We start from the raw sequence: 18,301 nt of genomic DNA, 5'->3' as shown, positions 1-18,301 counted from the left end.
TTTTTATACTTATGAAAGGAGAGGTTCGTAGCTCCGAATTTTCAGCGCAGGGTTACATCTTATCCCGCCGGACGTGTATGTAACTCGAACGGCGGGGTGGGCGTCGTCGTCGCTGCAACCTGCTATTCCGTCCACTTATTCGATTCCTTTGGTCCAGGCGGACAGAGAGCTTTTCGTGGCGTCGTTCAAAAGCTTCCCTTCTTTCCAATTCACTTTCGGGTATGCTTTCTTCAGATCGGCATTTGTTTTCCTCATACCGGTTCCACCGGAAGTAGCGAACGGAATCACCGTTTTTCCGGTAAAATCATAACTTTCCATAAAGGTGTTGATAATGGTAGGGGCGGTGTACCACCAGATCGGGAATCCGACGAAGACGATATCGTACTCGTGCATGTTTTCGACTTTATTGGCAATGGCTGGACGGGAAGATTTGTCTTTCATTTCCAAGGTACTGCGCGATTGCTTGTCCGTCCAGTCGAGATCGGCCGGGGTGTACGGTTTTTCCGGCTGTATGCGATATAAATCCCCTTTAACCGTTTCGGCCAGCTGTTTGGCCACGTTTTCCGTCGTGCCCGTACACGAAAAATACGCTACTAATGTTTTCATTTTCTTTGTCTCCTGTTTATTTGAGTTTTGGCCGCTGACGCCGAAAGAAAAGGCGAGGAGCATGGCCATGATAGAAAGTATGCGTTTCATGATGAAGTATTTTGCTCATTTTGATTTCGGATGTAAAAGTAGTTGTTCTTTTTCGGTTCGAATTACCTGATTGGTGGTAATTCATACCATTTTTACGGATTCGTAGGTCGACTGTTTTTTCAGCGCCAGTCGTAAACGAAAAAAGAGAGCTGCGAATGGGCAAGCTCTCTTTTTTCGTCTTTCGAATTAGCGTGCATGCGAGAGTTGTGCCGGTGCAATTGGCATGAACTTTTCCTGACCGGCTTCGCGGAACGCGATGCTTCCGCTGTCCCATTGCGAAGGCCATCCGCCGATGATATTGCCCAGGAATACGATTTTCAGGCTGTGGAGGCCTGCAGCCAAGGCTGCGGAACTGTCATGACGACTGAATCGTTTTACTTCTCCTTCATTGTCGATGAGCAGTTTGCCGTCGAGCCATACTTGGTCGTAGTTGGACGAGAAATAATAAACGCCGTCGGCCGGGATGTCCACATATCCTTCGGCTATGGCAGCGTAATGCGGAACGCCTCGCATATCTTCCGTTGTCGGAACTTGTTTGGTAATCTGCTCTAAGGCTTTGACGCCGGCATCTTTCCACGTGTCGACGGCATTCAATTCTTCCGCTTTAAGGAAGTTGCCTTCGACCGTTTTCAGCTTTAAGCCCGGAAGCGAGTTTTCTACGGTCTGCGCCGGGGCGAAAGTTTGTTTCTCGACCGTAATGGTACGCACGGGGCTTGTTTTTCCCGAAGGGAGCACCGTACGTATTTTCAGCGTCGTGGTTGCTGTAAACGTGAGGGGGGCGGCGTATGCGGCCGATTCGGCCGTAGGTTCGCTGTTATCCACGGTATAAACCATTTTTTCCGGCCGAGTGGTCGTGAATGTCAACGTGGCGGAATCGGTAAAGGCGATAAAATTGCAGGAACCCTTCGGCTGTTCCGGTTGCGGGATATGATAATTGATTTTATGTCCGTCGAGCCGTACGTAAGCATTGTTGACGCGCCGGTAGAAATCGTTCAGATCTTTCTTTTCAAGGGGAGTCCAAGCGATTTCTGATAACGCCAGCGCACGGGGATACATCCGGTATTCCAGCAAGTCCGTCCGATAGAGGTATTCGCTCCACGTATTGCATTGAACGCCTGCAATATATTGATCCTTGCCGATGGTTTTCAAGGTGTCGGGCACCGGATTGTAGGCATAAATCTTTTCGAGTGTCGTATAACCGCCGATACCTACCGGTTCGATCTTTTTATCGCCTTGGTAATAATCGGTATACAGTCCGTTCGAACTGGGCGTCATGATGACGTTATGATCCTGCAAGGCTGCGGCAATACCGCCTTTTTCTCCTCGCCAGGACATCACGGTAGCGTTCGGGCTCAGACCGCCTTCCAGAATTTCATCCCAACCGATGATATCTTTTCCGTATGTAGCCAACACTTTTTCCATGCGCCCGATGACGTAGCTTTGGAGCTTCTCTTCCGCCGAATGTTGATGGTCTGCGTAAAGCCCTTCTTGGCGAATGCGAGCTTGACAAGCCGGGCATTGCTTCCAACTGGTTTTCGGACATTCGTCGCCTCCGATATGGAAATACTTGCCGGGGAACAGCGGAGCCACTTCGGCGATCACATCTTCTAAGAAGCGGAACATGTCTTCCTTCCCCGGACACATGACGATGTCTTCTACTCCCCAAATGATGCGAGGGGTGATGGGCGCGCCTTTGCAAGAGAGGTTCGGATAGGCGGCGATAGCGGCTAATTCATGGCCGGGAATCTCTATCTCGGGAACGATCGTGATGAAGCGTTCGGCCGCATAGGCCACAATCTCTTTGATTTCTTCCTGTGTGTAGTATCCTCCGTATTCCGTCCCTTCGCCGTCGATACGTTTGGAAGCTATTTCCGCTAAGCGCGGGTATTTCTTTATTTCGATTCGCCAGCCTTGGTCTTCCGTCAAGTGCCAGTGCATGGTATTGACTTTGAACAGGGCCATGGCATCGAGTTGCTTTTTTACATCTTCTACGGGAATGAAATGCCGGCAAGCGTCTAACATGAATCCCCGATACGCAAAACGTGGCTGATCCTTGATGCTTACGCAGGGTAAATCCCAATCCACGCCTGTGACAACTTCTTTACTCTCCACTTCGGCGGGAAGAAGCTGCATCATGCTCTCCATACCGTAGAAAAGGCCTTGAGGCGTCGTTGCCGAAATTTTTATGGCTTTCGGCGTTACGTCCAGCAGGTAACCCTCGGCGTTCAGTGGCTGTGACGGATCGATGACCAAAGCGATACTGTTGGATTTTTCTTTTTCGCTGACCACTAAATGGTATCCGGTGGAAAGATTCAACTTGCCGATAAAGAATTCGGCGATCTTTTTTGTTTCCGGCGTAGAGGCATAGAACGAAGTTCCGGAAGTGAGCGTAAACTTACCTTCTCGCTGCTGAAGTTCTGCAGGCATCGGGATAATGTTGATCCCCTCATTGTAGCTTTTTACAGTGACGGTTTGGGGGCCGCACGATGTCAACAATCCGACGAAGGCAGCCAAGCACATCAAACTAAATCGTTTTTTCATGTAGAAATGTGAATTAATAGTTTTGAAAAAAATATTTTAATGGGGTAAAATTAGGATTAAAAACTTGTATAAGCAAATTTTGAGTCCGTAATGTTCGTAAACCGTTTTTTTTCTTGGGAATAGTTTTATATTTTTGTAGCCGATTGGATGTCATAACAAACGAAGACATGGCAGGAATGGAGACGATAAGATGATTCGACCGGTGAAGGAAAAAATTATTTTGGGTATCGATCCCGGTACGAATGTGATGGGATACGGGGTACTGAAGATTACCGGAGTAAAACCGGAGGTCGTGACCTTGGGCGTGATCGATTTGCGGAGGTATGGAAATCATTACCTCAAGCTGAGATATGTCTTCGAACGGGTAAACGGCATTATAACGTCTTTTTTGCCCGACGAACTGGCGATCGAGGCTCCTTTCTTCGGAAAAAACGTACAGTCGATGTTGAAGTTGGGACGGGCGCAAGGAGTGGTCATGGCGGCGGCTCTGAGTCGCGACATCCCTATCACAGAATATGCGCCGTTGAAAATAAAGGTGGCTATCACCGGGAACGGGCAGGCCAGCAAAGAGCAGGTGGCCGATATGTTGCGGCGGATGCTTCATATTCCAGACAGCGAGTTAGGCCCCTTTATGGATTCAACGGATGCTTTGGGCGCCGCCTATTGCCATTACCTTCAGATGGGCAGGCCGACGGTCGTTAGCGCATATCACGATTGGAGAGATTTTATAAACAGGAATCCGGATAAAGTTGTCGATAGATAGTTGGATAGAGGACATTCTATTAAGAAATGCAATTTTTCCGTGTTTCCTTTGCTATCTGTTTTTTGCCCGACGGATAGCAGCTCTCAGAACCGGTACCCCAAATTCAGGAAGAGAGAGGCTTTGCTCGAATGATTCATGTAGTTCGCAGTCAGTTCCAGCGGACCGAAGATGCTGTCGATGCCGTATCCCACGCCGCATCCGAAAGCCGTATAGCTGTTGAACAGGTTTTTGACTTTGTTGCTGTTGAAGGCATAGTTGCCCGATAACGTGAGGTAATGAATCCTCCCCATCCGTTGACGGAATTTCAGTCCGCCGATCAGTAGCGAATGGTTCATCAGTTGAGCCGTTCGGATACCGACGAAGGGCAGTTCTCTTTCCAACAGATAGGAAGGAGTATCGCCGCCCATGACGTTCATTTTCGAGTAGGCAATCTCGCTGCCAAACAGGAACCGGGCGTAAGCGGAAGGCAGGACGAAAAAGCGATTCGATATTCTGAATACGCTCTCGAAACTTCCTTTGAGAGCCGACGGGGCCGTTTTATCTTTATATTTGGTAAAATTGTCGGTGATCAGTTCGTACGACGCTTGAACCGATATTCCCTTCGCAGGGAAATAGGTCTTGTCGAGCGTCTTGTATTTCGCCTGCGCAAAATAAGTGAAGAAGTGCTCCGTATGAACGTCGTACGGAGGTTGCAGATTAAAATCCCGCTGGTAGAGGAATTTCTCGTAGTCGTAGAGCTCGTAGCTGATCCCTAAAGAGAAACCTAAATGAGTGTGCCAGACATCGTGGTAGGAGAATTCGGTTCGGTGATAGCGGAAGGTGGAGTTGAATATTTTTCTGTTCTTGTACAGGAAATCGATGTCGGCGTACCGAAAGGCATACCCGAGGCTGAGTTTCCGTAAGGGCGTCGGCGCCCAAGCATACTGTATGTCCGCTCCGCTTCGTTTTCCCAGGCGGATGGTGGTCGAGAGCGTGTTGGGACTTCTTTGTCGGATATGCGTGGTGGCGTTGATCAGCAGCGATGCGATTTCTTCCGAATCGAAACGAATGCCGATGTTGAGTTTGTTATCCGTCTGTTTGGTCAACTCGAAACATAAGTCGTATCCTTCGTTCTCGGATCGGGTCAGTTGATAGGTGGCGCTTTGATAATTTAGATTGGCGCGTATTTTATCGGCGATCCTTTTGATTTTATCGATGTTGATTTCCGAATTTTCCTGCAATTGGAAATGTTTCTTCAGCCAGTTCTCGTCGTTTTTATCCAAACCGTTGATTTGGATGCGGTTCACCTTGACCGTCTTGTTTCTCTCGGTGGGGTAGGAAACGCGGGTATCGAGCGTGTATGTTTCCGGAAGGCCCAGTTTGCTTTTCAATTGTTTCAGCGACGCCCGCTGCGCCCTCGCCGCCGCCTCGCCACGCCGGATCAGCGTGTCGATGGCGTTGGAGCTAAAACTGGAAGAGGAATATCCTCTGACGTCTACTTTGATGTAGGTATCGGTATTTCGGAGGTTTTCTTTATACAGATTGTCGCCCATCAAATTGATCAATTGGAAAAGAATGTCTTTGGCGTTAGACAATTCGTCGGCGTTCCGCTTATCGTTTTGAACGTCGATGCCAATGATGTAATCGGCTCCCATCTCTTTGGCAACATCGACGGGATAGTTGTCGACGGTGCCTCCGTCAATCAGCACCATGCTGTCTTTTCGGACGGGAGTGAAGACTGCGGGAATAGCCATGCTGGAACGCATGGCCTGTGCGAGCACTCCGCTGCGGAAGATGAACGGTTTACCGCTTACGAGGTCTTCCGAGACGCAAGCGAAGGGGACGGGGAGTTTGTTAAAGTCGATGGAATCGTGATAACCGATGGTGAGTTCGCTGAACAGGCTGGCCAGGTTTTCTCCCCGAATCAGGCCTCCGAAGATATTCTTTTTTGTGTCCTTGCCGAAAGGAACGGAGATGAGGAAGGTTTGTTTGTTCTCTTTCGTTTCGATATTCTGTTCGTCCGAGTTGACGCGGTCGGTCAGGAGGAACATCCAATCCTGATCGCGCACCATGCTATCCAATTGTACCGGCGTATAGCCGATAGCGTACAAGCCGCCGATGATGGAGCCCATGCTGGTTCCAACGATGCAGTCGATGGGTATTCCGGCTTCTTCGATCACTTTTAGAGCGCCTATGTGAGCCATACCTTTGGCACCGCCTCCGCTCAGGACGACGCCGACTTTCGGACGTGTCGGTTGGCTTTGTGCGGAATGAACCGTCACGAGCAAACCGCAGACCAAGGGGATGATAAAACGAGTGTGACGCATAACGGGATAAGTATTTAACGTGAGTTCGATATAACTTATTCGAATATATTTTTGATTATTAGTGACATGGCGATAAAGGTGTTAAATTTATAGTGTCCAATAATAACATTTAAACAATTACCGCTATGTTTACAGAGTCTAAAGTTACAGAGATTTATTGTATGTCAGATGATTTTTGCAAGGAATTTACATCCGAGCAGAAAAATATATGGTTGCAGATAAGCATCGTCGGCATCGTAACAAGCCCAAGCGTGTGAGTGATGCAGAGACCATGGTTATCCTTCTCCTGTTCCACTGGGGTGGTTTTCCGATGTTTCAAGCACTTTTACAAAGAGTATGTCTGCAAACGTCTGTCTCGGTTGTTTCCCCGACATGTATCTTATAAGTGTTTTGTAGAACAGGGAAAGGAGGTGCTGTTTCCACTGACCATTTTCATCAAGAAGGTCTTGCCCGGGGCGGTAAGTGTTCGATGGGTTGGTTCTTCGGGTTTAATCTTCACCTGGTCATCAATGACAAATGGGAGATATTGAATTTCATGTTTACTCCGGGAAACGTGGATGATAGGGAGTCGTTGAAGCAGGGCAGATTCATTCAAAACATAAAAGGAAAGTTGTGTGCCGATAAAGGTTATATAGAACAGACTTTGTTTGAAAATCTTTTTCTTAATGGCATACCATTAATCACCAAGGTTAAGAACAGGATGAAGAACTCCTTGATAAGTATGGCCGGCAACAAGATACTACTCAGAAAACGGGCTTTGATAGAAACCGTTAATGACGAGTTGAAGAACATTGCATAGATTGAGCATTCCGGGCACCGCTCTTTCAACAACTTCATTGCAAACGCACTATCGGCAATAGCAGCCTACTGTTTCTTTGAAAAGAAACCCGCCATTGATGTGAGCTACATAAATGATGGGGCAACTTATGATATTTTAATATTATATCGAACTCACGTTATTTATTATAAAGATGTTACTCCAAAAGATGCAGACTTTGCTCTTGTCCAAAATTTAGGTCTTAAAGGTTATCTCCCTGATTGGAATGCAAACTTGGACAAGCCTATTGATTCTATCACTTTAAACGAATGGAGACAAAAAAGCGGATTAAGACTGAATCAAGCAAAAGTGAACAAAACCTTCCGCCGTGATGTTCTAAGAATGATATATAAGGATAAAAATTAACATAATAGCCATAGACACATTCAAGAATAGCATATCAATAATCAAAAAACTGTTCTATGTTAATGCAGAGTCTTTTAAAAGGAATAGAATTAGAGGTAAAAAATCCTTCAGCTCAATCCTTAAAATTTTCAACGCTTGAGTAATTCTATAGTTAACAGTCTTTGAAGAGACTCCACATTTCTCAGCTATTTGATTATAAGTCATTTTCTTAAACCTACTCATAATAAAGGCTTTCCGGTAGCTTTCTGGAAGATTCTGAACAGCTTCCTCTATTTTGTTAAACAGCTCGTGCAAATCATAATCTTCTGAGAAAACAGAAGGATTTAAATAATGCTCGTAAAACTTGGCTTCAGAATTGGCATCCGCTTTTTTCTTTGTGATGAAATTTAAAACCCTATTGTAAGTAGCTCTGAAAAGATATTGACTCAAAGAAGAATCAATTAACAAATCTTCCCTATGTTCCCAAATCCAAACCATTAATTCCTCAACCACATTCTTTGCATCTTCCAAGTCAATAAACCTGTTTGCATAGGTACAGAGCATTATATAATACTGTCTATAAATAGTATTAAATGCTGCATGACTACCCTCACGCAACTGATTCAATATTAATATCTCAGGTTTTACTTGATTCATTAGCCCCCATCTCCATCTTTTACGAATATATAAATAATTTGATGCAAATAAACCAAATCATCGTTTCATCATCTTTACAAATTTACAAATTATTTAATGCAAATTAATAAAATTATTATTTTTAGTTTAGTCACTATCTCTTTTGCTTTGTCTTAATTATAAAGAAAGTACATTTATGGAATCAAATACAGAAGATTTACTCATTTCATATAGTGAAGGGAAAGCAACAAAAGAAGAAATAGCTCAAGTAGAGCAATGGATTCAAGAGGATGAAAGCCATAAAAAAGTTGCAGAACAAATTGCTACACTGCAATTTGCTACTGATACTATTGCTATGAGTAGAGGCATAGATACAGAAAGTTCCTTATCAAAAATAAATGGCCTCATAACCAAGAAAGAGAGGAAAGTCAAAGGATGGGTATGGCCACAACGTATAGCTGCGATGCTGGCTATACCTTTATTAATTTCTACTATTTGGTTCTACCGCCAAAGCGAAGGAGATAAATTATCGGCTCAAATGATTGAGATTAAAACAGCTCCGGGAATGACTGCTTTTTTGACCCTTCCTGATGGATCAAAAGCTCATCTGAATTCTTCTTCATCAATATCTTATCCTTCTGTTTTTAATGGGAACCAACGTGATATTACTCTGTTTGGCGAAGCCTATTTTGAAGTGACAAAAGATCCATCAAAACCTTTCATTGTTTCTGCTTCAAAAGGCACAAGTATCGAGGTTCATGGAACGAAATTTAATGTTGAAGCATATAATGATGAAAATATTTCTACCACACTTATAGAAGGAGCTATAGATTTTCGTTTCCCCCAAAACGGGCAATTAAAAAAAATAGTTCTTCACCCACAACAAAAACTTGTTTATATACCAAAAACAGGAGACACCAAGCTTTATCCTACATCGGGGGAAACCGAAACGGCCTGGAAAAAAGGGAAAATTATTTTTGATAATACTCCAATGAATGAGGCGTTCAATCAAATTGGAAAACGTTTCAATATAGAATTTGTTTTCAGTAGCAAACGCCATTTCAAAGATGAAGCTTTTACAGGAACTTTCTCAACGCAACGCTTTGAACGAATTATGGAGTATTTTAAAGTTGCCTCCGGAATACGATGGCGATATATAGACAGTTCTAATATCAATGATAAAAAGCAGAAAGTAGAGATTTATTAATACATGTTGAACCTTTAATTTAATTAATGTGAAAAGAAAAATTCCACCATGAAAAAAGCATACGATTGATATTGGCGTATCAATCGTATGGAAAAATCGATCCGCTTGTTTGGCGACAAGCAATTAAGTAATCCATTTTTAATAACTAAGGCATTGCGAAATTATGCAAAAATCTTTTATTGACCAAACAAATTGGATGATAAAGTCAATGAGACTATCATTCAAAAAAATATCTTTGTGTATGAAACTTTGTGTATTATTTTTAATATGTTCCATCAGTTTAGCATACGCTAATGATACCTATGCGCAAAAGACGGAGTTCAGTATTACTGTGACCAATCAAACGGTAAAATCTGTTCTTAAAGAAATTGAGAACAATTCCGATTTTGATTTCTTCTTTAGCAATAAATACGTTGATGTCGACCGAATTGTCTCTATTTCCACTAAAAATGAAAATGTATTTAAAATCTTGGATAGGCTCTTTGCTGGCACCGATGTCGTTTATTTTGTATTAGATAAAAAAATTATTCTCACTAAAAAAGGTGTAAGTGATCAAAATAAACTTGCATCAGTTTTTGAAATAGATCAGACTAAGCACCCAATCTCAGGAAAAGTCCTGGATTCAAACGGAGACCCTATCATCGGAGCCAATGTCCTTGAAAAAGGAACAACTAATGGAACAATAACAAATATTGACGGAGAATATTCTCTAAACATAGAAAACAATGCTATTCTTATTGTTTCATATATCGGATATTCATCAGTGGAAGTAAGCACAACTAACAAAAAAATAATTGATATTACATTAACAGAAGATACCAAAGTACTTAATGAAGTTGTTGTTACCGCTTTAGGTCTGAAACGTGAAGAAAAATCTTTAGGTTATTCTGTTCAAAAAATTGGGGGTGATCAACTTCAAGCAGTAAAAGGTGTAGATGTATCTACAAGCTTAACAGGAAAAATCTCTGGTCTCACTATTTTCAATAGTTCTGAGATAGCAGAAAAACCTACATTGGAATTGCGTGGAGAAAGCCCTTTAATTGTTGTGGATGGTATTGCTTATGGCAATGTTAGTATCAACGACTTTGGTGCGGAAGATATTGAAAGCATCGATGTACTAAAAGGAGCTACAGCTTCTGCACTTTATGGAGAACGAGGAAGAACTGGTGCGATAATGATCACTACTAAAAAGGCTGATAAAGAAGGAACTCTCACAGTTAACGCCTCCAATAACACTATGTTCAGTACTGGATATTTAAGAATGCCGGAAACGCAACATAGTTATAGTGCTGGAAACTATGGTAAATTAGAATATGGTAGTGGATTTGTATGGGGAGACTATATGGATGGACATGAAGTGGAACAATACGATCCAGAAACGATGGCAATAAAAAGCTATCCGTTACTATCAAGAGGAAAAAATAACATAAAAAATTTCATCCGCTCTACTTTAGTTACAAATACCAACATAAGCGTTGCCCAAGCAAGTAAAAATGGAGGCTTCCGTGTAAGCGCAACACAAGTACATTATAACGGACAATACCCAAACACCTCCCTTAATAAATATATAGTAAACGGATCTGGTAATATCAAATTTAATAAATTAACTGTTGATGCCAGCTTATCATACAAAAAAGAAAAAGCTCCAAATATGCCAAAAGTAAACTATGGTAATGGCAATATCTTTTACAATATGCTCATTTGGACAGGAACAGAGTATGATATTCGCGATTACCGCAATTATTGGGCAGTCAAAGATCAAAAGCAAAATTGGATGTATTCCGCTTGGTATGATAACCCATACTATCTTGTTTATGAACGTATAGATGAATATGATAAAAACTTATTTTCAGGAAGTGGAACGATAACGTACGATTTTACCAAAGATTTAAAATTAATGTTACGTTCTGGTTATGATAACTATAACAATAATGAGGAACAACGTAAATCTATTGGTGATAGTGGAGAACGTCTTGGATGGTATGCATATGGAGACTATACCGGTGAGAGCTTTAACAATGATCTTATTCTTTCTGGTAAATATAAAGTTAATAATCTTACAATTGATGCCTTAGTCGGTGGCTCTACCTATTGGTATAAAGACAAAACCATATATGCCGCTACACGAGGTGGTTTGTCTGTCCCAGGTTTCTACTCACTAAACTCTTCAATTGAACGTCCTAGTGTCAAAAAAACAATTGAGGAAAAAGCTTTGTATAGTGCTTATGGAAAATTAAGTTTGGCTTGGAAAGAAGGTATTTATTTAGATTTGACTGGACGTAATGACTGGTCTTCAACCTTACCTTCGAATTCTAGATCGTATTTTTATCCATCTGCTTCATTAAGCATTGTTCCTACTTCCTTCTATAATCCTATTTCAGATGTTCTGGACTTTTGGAAAATCAGAGCATCTTGGACTGTTGCAAAAAAAGATTTGAGTGTATACGACATTAATCAGATATATAATGTAAGTATTGACGTATGGGATGGATTATCAAGTGCAAATTATCCAAGCAGCATGCGAGATCCTAATTGTAAGCCTGAAAAAGAAACATCCATAGAAATTGGTACGAATCTAAGGTTTTTTGGTAACAGATTAGGATTTGATTATACATACTTCACTCGTTTAAGATCAAACAGATTGATTAATGCGACAGTTTCTTCCACTTCTGGTTTTAGTACTGTTATTACAAATACAGGAGAGGAGCTTAGACAGAAAGGAATGGAATTTACAATTACCGGTAAGCCTATTGTAAGTAAGAATTTCTCTTGGAATTCAACAATCAATTTATCATTTTACCATTGGTATTTCGCAAAAATGGATCCCGTATATAGCTCACAAGATCCAAGAATCAGCGTAGGTAAACGAACTGACCAGTATTTCATTATAGATTGGGCAAGAGATAGCAAAGGCAATATCATTCATCAAGCAGGTTTACCTGTTAAAAACAAATTCTATACTATTGATGGAAATAAAGATCCTAATATGATTATAGGATTCAGTAATACTTTCGCTTATAAAGAATTCTCTTTAGATATTTCTATTGACGGACGCTTAGGAGGAAAGATGTTTTCCTGGACTGAACAATCAATGTGGAACTCAGGAACGCATCCTGATAGCGATAACCAGTGGCGTTATGATGAAGTTGTTAACGGATTGCAAAATTATGTTGGACAAGGTGTTAAAGTCACAAGCGGTTCTGCAACTTATGATCCTTACGGAAAAGTTATTAGTGACGATCGTGTTTTTGCTGCAAATGACGTCCCTGTATCATATCAAAACTATATTACTATTTACAATGAAAACTCATGGGATCATAATGCCAAGCAGAATATTCTTGATGCATCATTCATCAAATTGCGTGAAATTGCCCTCAACTACAATGTTCCAACCAATTTAATAAATAAGATAAGAATGAAGAGTTTAAAGGTAGGTATCATTGCCCAAAATTTATTAATGTGGACTAAAGCTTTTAAATACTCTGATCCTGATCGTGGTAAAGAAAACTTAAACTCTCCAACTCCACGAAATATTGGTTTTAATATTAACTTATCATTTTAAGGAGGAAAATAAATGAAAAAAATTATATTATTACTGTTTGTGATATTAACTATTGGCTCTTGCAGAAGCATGGATGATATCAATACTAATCCGGATACTCCATCAACTGTTACTCCTGCCTTCTTAGCTACTGATGCTATTCTTGCTATTACAAAAAGTGAAAGTAGTAAATGGCTTTTTGGTGACGAGTACATAGTAAAGACTACCATGATGACAGAACATATGGAGTGGTACATGTATAACAAATTTGAACGCTTGGATGCCTATTACGATAATTTTATACCATATAGCTATTATTCATACTTGATTAATATGAAAAAAATGGTTGAAATAGCTAATGCCAATGAATCCATGTCTGAAGGAATAAAGCATGCTTATACTGCTTTAAGCGACTTTATGCAAGCATATATTTTCTATGGCTTGACTATGGAAGTTGGTGATATTCCATGCAGTGAAGCCCTTCAAGGTGAAGATAGTGGTATTTTATCTCCAAAATATGATACACAAGAAGAAGTTTTCAATGCAGTATTAAAAAAATTAAGAGAATCTTCGGAACTGTTTAGTAATGCTTCTACCTTCAATGGTGACCCTATTTATAACGGAGATCCTGCTAAATGGCAGAAAATGGTAAACACCTTTACACTGAGAGTCTTGAACATGATAAGTAAAAAACAAGCAGTAGGTGATATTAATGTCCAATCGATGTTTGAAGAGTTTGCAAATAAACCTTTGATGACAAGTGAAGCAGACAGCTTCATGAGAACATATAGTGCTTCGAAATCGGCCCAATGGTATCCTTTCTATTATCTCAACCAGAATTACTGGATGTATCCTGTCATGACTTCTTTCTTTATCAATAAGATGAAAGAATTGAATGATCGTAGAATATTTTATTATTGCGAGCCTGCAACTGCTCTAACCGCTAAAGAAGATAGCTACGATGCTTACAGTGGAGTAGATTGTACTATGACTTTCGGAAAAATTCAACAGGAATATACAGAAGGGTTACATTCATCTATTAATAAACGCTATTTCCGTTTGGCACAAGGTGAGCCAATCAAATTTATAGCTTATTCCGAGTTGCAATTTATTTTAGCCGAAGCTGCATTGAGAGGGTGGAAAACACCATTAACAGCCAAAGAACATTATGATAAAGGAATTAGAGCAGCTATGATGTTTACAACAAATAATACACCAGAAGAATATAGACATGGAGTAACTATTAATGATGACTACATCGATGATTATTTAGCCGGTCCTGCAGCATTCGACGCTAATAAAGGACTTGAACAAATAATGACTCAAAAATTAATAGGTTCATATGTCCAGCTTCGTTATAATTCATATTTCGACTATCGTCGTACAGGATATCCAGTACTTCCAATTAACACCGAAACGAATATGAATGAAGTAACAACTCAGCTCCCGTTAAGATGGATGTACCCAGAAGACGAGTATTCTCAAAATAAAGATAATATCCAGTCGGCTATTCAAAGCCAATATAGCGGTGAGGATACTCCAAATAATGTAATGTGGTTATTAAAGTAAAATTATGAAAAAAATATATCAGAGTATCTTTCTTTTAACCTTTATTCTATTTGGATGCCAATCAGAAACATCATTAAAAGTAATGCAACTGAATATTTGGGGTGAGACTACACAAGTGCCGAATGGATTTGAAGGTTTGGTAGATGAAATCTATACCATACAACCAGATTTATTGACTCTCAGTGAAGTCAGAAATTATCATGGAACAAATTTTATGGAAAGATTAGTCAATGCACTTAAGGAAAAACAATTAGTATACTATGCTGATTCAAGTGTTAGCACCGGAATTTTATCAAAATATCCTATTGAGCAACAAAATTATGTATACCCATATGGTGATGACCACGGATCTGTTCTTAAAGCTGTTATCAACATTAAAGGGCGACGATTTGTTCTTTACTCGGCTCATTTGGATTACTTGAATTATGCTTGTTTACTTCCTAGAGGCTATGATCCTAATAAATTTTCAAAAATGGACCATATTGTAACCAATAGTGATTCTATTATTATTTGTAATGAAGTTTCGGAACGTGATGAAGCCATAAAAGCAACAATTAAAGATGCTCAAGATGAAATAAAGAAAGAATCCATAATTTTCATTGGAGGCGACTTTAATGAACCGTCTCATTTAGACTGGACAAAAGAGACAGCAAACTTATTTGACCATAATGGGGCTATCATCCCTTGGAATTGTTCAACTCTTTTGGAAAAAGCAGGATTCAAAGATTCTTATCGCGAAAGTTATCCTGATCCAATAGAATATCCAGGATTCACTTTCCCTGCTAATAACATGACTGTAAATGTAAAAAAATTAGTATGGGCTCCTGAAGCTGACGAACGTGATAGAATAGATTACATCTACTTCTATCCATCAAAAGAATTGAATATAGAGAATACTTTTATTTGCGGTCCAAAAGGTACGATAATTAAAGGAGAAAGGATAGAATCCATTACGAATGATTCTATCATTCCACCTGTTTCTGTATGGCCAACAGACCATAATGGGATAGTAGCTACTTTTACTTTTAAATAAGTAAAGCCTAATTTTTACTTATAGGCAAATATTTAAGTGGGGAAGGCGACTGCACGAAAGTATGGTCGCCTTTGTTATATTCTAGCATATACACTTTAGTAGCAATCCGGAACTAATTTGCAGATATAAGTAACGTGAGTTCGATATAACTTACTCGAATATATTTCTGATTATTAGTGACATGGCGATAAAAGTATTAAATTTATAGTGTCCAATAATAACATTTAAACAATTACCGCTATGTTTACAGAGTCTAAAGTTACAGAGATTTATTGTATGGCAGATGATTTTTGCAAAGAATTTACATCCGAGCAGAAAAATAAAGAGTCAACCAGCAAGTGCAATATTACGCATAATATTTGTAAAACTCCTTCTTTGGTGTGGAGAAGTTTAATTTTTTCTGAGTCTTCTATTGATTTTAGCTTGTATCATCTTTATTTTTCTATCTGTAATAGTACTTATATTCGTACTTTTGGGGGGCTCTAAATTCGCTTTTAGGTCTTGTCGAAGTGTGGTCAACCATCTTTTCTCGATATTGCCGGGAAAGGTATGGAAAGACTCGGAATCACGACGGAAGCTTATCGGGATGGGCGATTGAATCGAATGAACATAAAACGTCCCTAATCTGTTTGATTTTTGATCTTTCGAGCGAGTAATCCTACATATTTCAAAGAGACTGCGCAAAATCTTCATTTCGGCAGTCTCTTCTTCTTTTATTTTCTAATTTTGCGGTGGGTTGTTTTTCAACCATTTGTCCAGCCACGCGAAAAACGTACGTTGCCATAGGATTCCGTTCTGCGGTTTCAGCACCCAGTGATTTTCGTCGGGGTAGAGCAGCAGTTCGGCAGGAACACCGCGCAGCACTGCTGCTTGAAACGCCGCTTGCCCCTGCGACGATAGAATGCGATAGTCTTTGTCACCGTGAATGCAAAGGATAGGCGTATCCCAATTCTCGATGTATCGATGCGGAGAGGTGGCTACGCTCTTTTGAGCTACGGCATTGTGGCGTTCCCAATACGGGCCGCCCAAATCCCATTTCGTAAACCAGAGTTCTTCGGTTTCCAAATATTGTTGTTCGACGTTGAAGATGCCGTCGTGGGCGATGAAGGCTTTGAAACGCTTGCGATGATTGCCCGCCAGCCAGTACACGGAATACCCTCCGAAGCTCGCCCCGATGCAGCCCAAGCGATCGGCATCCACGTAAGGTTCTTGGGCTATATCGTCAATCGCCGACAGGTAATCTTTCATGCATTGCCCGGCATAATCTCCGCTGATTTCTTCCAGCCACTCCATGCCGAATCCCGGAAGGCCGCGCCGGTTGGGCGCGATGATGAGGTAATCGTTGGCAGCCATCATCTGGAAATTCCATCGATAGCTCCAGAACTGGCTTACCGGACTTTGCGGGCCGCCTTCGCAGAAGAGAAGCGCCGGATATTGCCTGTTCGGGTCGAAGCGGGACGGATAGATCACCCATGCCAGCATCGTTTTGCCGTCGGTTGTCCGAATCCAGCGTTCCTCTACTTTCCCCAAGGCCAGCTGATTGAAGATCGCATCGTTCTCGTGAGTCAAGGGAACCACGGTTCCGTCGGCAGGAGCGAGGGCGTACAGTTCGTCGGCTGCACTCATGGAGTGGCGTTTCGTCAAGATTTTGTCGCCCAACAAGGTTACGGAAACGTAATCGAAACAACCCTCGGTCAGTTTTTTTACATCCCCTTTTAAATTGGTGCTGTAAATCATGGTCGTACCGTGCCATACCCCTGCGAAGTAGAAACTTTGCGAGTCGCTGTTCCAACAGAAGTCGTCCACGTTACTTGCGAACGTTTCCGTGACGTACGTTTTCGTCTTCGAAGCCCGATCGTACACGCAAAGTCTGTTGCGGTCGCTTTCGTAGCCGTCGCGCTCCATACTCTGCCAGGCGATGTATTTCCCGTCGGGGCTAAACTTCGGATTGGTGTCGTAACCTCTGTTTCGGTCGGCATCGCCTTCCTGTTTGCAGAGGTTGACAGTCTGTCGGCTTTCCAGTTCGTAAAGGTAAATATCCGAGTCGGTAGACAGCGCATAGGCTTTGCCCACTTTCTTTCGACAGGTGTAAGCGATGTATTTGGAATCCGGGCTCCAGGCGAGTTGCTCCATGCCTCCGAAGGGTTTCATTGGACTTTCGTAGGGTTCGCCTTCCAAGATGTCGTACGCTTCGCCGAGGTGATCGCCGTCGAAGTCCGCTACGAAAGGGTGGGGGATGGTCAGGACGTATTCGTCCCAATGTTTGAACATGAGATCGTCTATCACCATACCCGTCGCCTTGGGTAAATCCGGATACTTGTCGGCAGCGCTTTTCCCATTGCTTATCTGGGCGATGAACAATACTTTTTTGCCGTCCGGCGAGACAGTGAAGCCTTCGATGTCGCCGTCGTACGACGAAACCTTGCGTCGGCCGGAGCCGTCGGCGTTCATCGTCCAGATTTGATTGCTTCCGCTCTCGTTGCTGAGAAAGGCGATTTGCGTTCCGTGGCGAATCCATTGCGGATCGCCTTCGTTGAAAGGTGTTTTAGTGAGCATGGCGTTTTCGCTGCCGTCGGCGTTCATCGTATAGATCACACGATGGCTTTTGTTTTCGGGAACGCTGTAATAGGCTACGGTATAGGCCACTTTCTTACCGTCGTCGGAGGCCGAGGCGCTGCCGATTCGTCCCATCGCCCAAAGCGTTTCGGGGGTCATGCGCCCGTTCGTTACCTTCACTTCTTGTTTGCCGATAAACGGAATCTGTTCCGTTTGCTTCGCTTCCCGTTTGCAGGAAGACATACACAGTGCTGCTGTCATCAGGACTAAACATGTTTTGTTCATACGTCT

The 18,301-nt window shown here is 41.8% G+C and carries 11 protein-coding genes and 2 pseudogenes; 7 read left to right on the top strand and 6 right to left on the bottom strand.

Annotated features, from left to right (window positions below; translation table 11 throughout):
* Nucleotides 1-135 precede the first annotated feature (135 nt).
* Together BN102_RS09030 and BN102_RS09025 are read right to left on the bottom strand one after the other, a co-directional pair.
* Nucleotides 136-696, bottom strand: coding sequence for a flavodoxin (locus BN102_RS09030; RefSeq protein WP_019208817.1), 561 nt, complete (start codon nt 694-696; stop codon nt 136-138).
* 186 nt (nt 697-882) lie between these two features.
* Complete coding sequence (locus tag BN102_RS09025) at nt 883-3,237, bottom strand: family 20 glycosylhydrolase (RefSeq protein ID WP_019208816.1); 2,355 nt, start codon at nt 3,235-3,237, stop codon at nt 883-885.
* 190 nt (nt 3,238-3,427) lie between these two features.
* Between BN102_RS09025 and ruvC the strand changes: the two genes are divergently transcribed.
* Entirely contained in the window at nt 3,428-4,000 is a 573-nt protein-coding gene (ruvC, locus tag BN102_RS09020) for a crossover junction endodeoxyribonuclease RuvC (RefSeq protein WP_019208815.1), read from the top strand.
* 83 nt (nt 4,001-4,083) lie between these two features.
* Here ruvC and BN102_RS09015 read toward each other — a convergent pair whose 3' ends face one another.
* A complete protein-coding gene (locus BN102_RS09015; protein ID WP_036787847.1) occupies nt 4,084-6,306 on the bottom strand; it encodes a patatin-like phospholipase family protein in 2,223 nt (740 codons plus the stop codon).
* 125 nt (nt 6,307-6,431) lie between these two features.
* Here BN102_RS09015 and BN102_RS09010 point away from each other — a divergent pair.
* Nucleotides 6,432-7,225 (top strand): annotated as a pseudogene (locus BN102_RS09010) (IS982 family transposase); the annotation flags it as partial.
* On the top strand, nt 7,205-7,489 hold the full coding sequence (locus BN102_RS11045) for a hypothetical protein (RefSeq protein WP_019208812.1): 285 nt from the start codon (nt 7,205-7,207) through the stop codon (nt 7,487-7,489). The pseudogene BN102_RS09010 and the gene BN102_RS11045, both read left to right, overlap by 21 nt.
* A gap of 54 nt (nt 7,490-7,543) precedes the next feature.
* Here the strand turns inward: BN102_RS11045 and BN102_RS09005 are convergent, their stop codons facing one another.
* Nucleotides 7,544-8,125: an RNA polymerase sigma-70 factor gene (locus BN102_RS09005; RefSeq protein WP_019208811.1), complete on the bottom strand. Its 582-nt coding sequence runs from the start codon at nt 8,123-8,125 to the stop codon at nt 7,544-7,546.
* Between the two features lie 175 nt (nt 8,126-8,300).
* On the opposite strand from BN102_RS09005, the gene BN102_RS09000 reads away from it, so the two are divergent.
* The 4 genes from BN102_RS09000 (at nt 8,301) to BN102_RS08985 (ending at nt 15,454) form a co-directional block, all read left to right on the top strand.
* Complete coding sequence (locus BN102_RS09000) at nt 8,301-9,311, top strand: FecR family protein (protein ID WP_019208810.1); 1,011 nt, start codon at nt 8,301-8,303, stop codon at nt 9,309-9,311.
* A gap of 241 nt (nt 9,312-9,552) precedes the next feature.
* Nucleotides 9,553-12,873, top strand: coding sequence for a SusC/RagA family TonB-linked outer membrane protein (locus BN102_RS08995; RefSeq protein WP_036787923.1), 3,321 nt, complete (start codon nt 9,553-9,555; stop codon nt 12,871-12,873).
* A 12-nt stretch (nt 12,874-12,885) separates the two neighbouring features.
* Complete coding sequence (locus BN102_RS08990) at nt 12,886-14,421, top strand: SusD/RagB family nutrient-binding outer membrane lipoprotein (RefSeq protein ID WP_036787843.1); 1,536 nt, start codon at nt 12,886-12,888, stop codon at nt 14,419-14,421.
* 4 nt (nt 14,422-14,425) lie between these two features.
* Nucleotides 14,426-15,454, top strand: a complete 1,029-nt coding sequence (locus BN102_RS08985; RefSeq protein WP_036787841.1) for an endonuclease/exonuclease/phosphatase family protein — start codon at nt 14,426-14,428, stop codon at nt 15,452-15,454.
* Nucleotides 15,455-15,800: 346 nt separating this feature from the next.
* Here the strand turns inward: BN102_RS08985 and BN102_RS11305 are convergent.
* Nucleotides 15,801-15,931, bottom strand: a pseudogene (locus BN102_RS11305) (IS30 family transposase); the annotation flags it as partial.
* 243 nt (nt 15,932-16,174) lie between these two features.
* Nucleotides 16,175-18,295, bottom strand: a complete 2,121-nt coding sequence (gene dpp5 / locus BN102_RS08980; RefSeq protein WP_036787839.1) for a dipeptidyl-peptidase Dpp5 — start codon at nt 18,293-18,295, stop codon at nt 16,175-16,177.
* Nucleotides 18,296-18,301 lie beyond the last annotated feature (6 nt).

The sequence above is a fragment of the Phocaeicola abscessus CCUG 55929 genome (assembly GCF_000312445.1).
Lineage (GTDB): Bacteria > Bacteroidota > Bacteroidia > Bacteroidales > Bacteroidaceae > Phocaeicola > Phocaeicola abscessus.
This window is presented reverse-complemented; position numbering and strand designations above follow the sequence as displayed.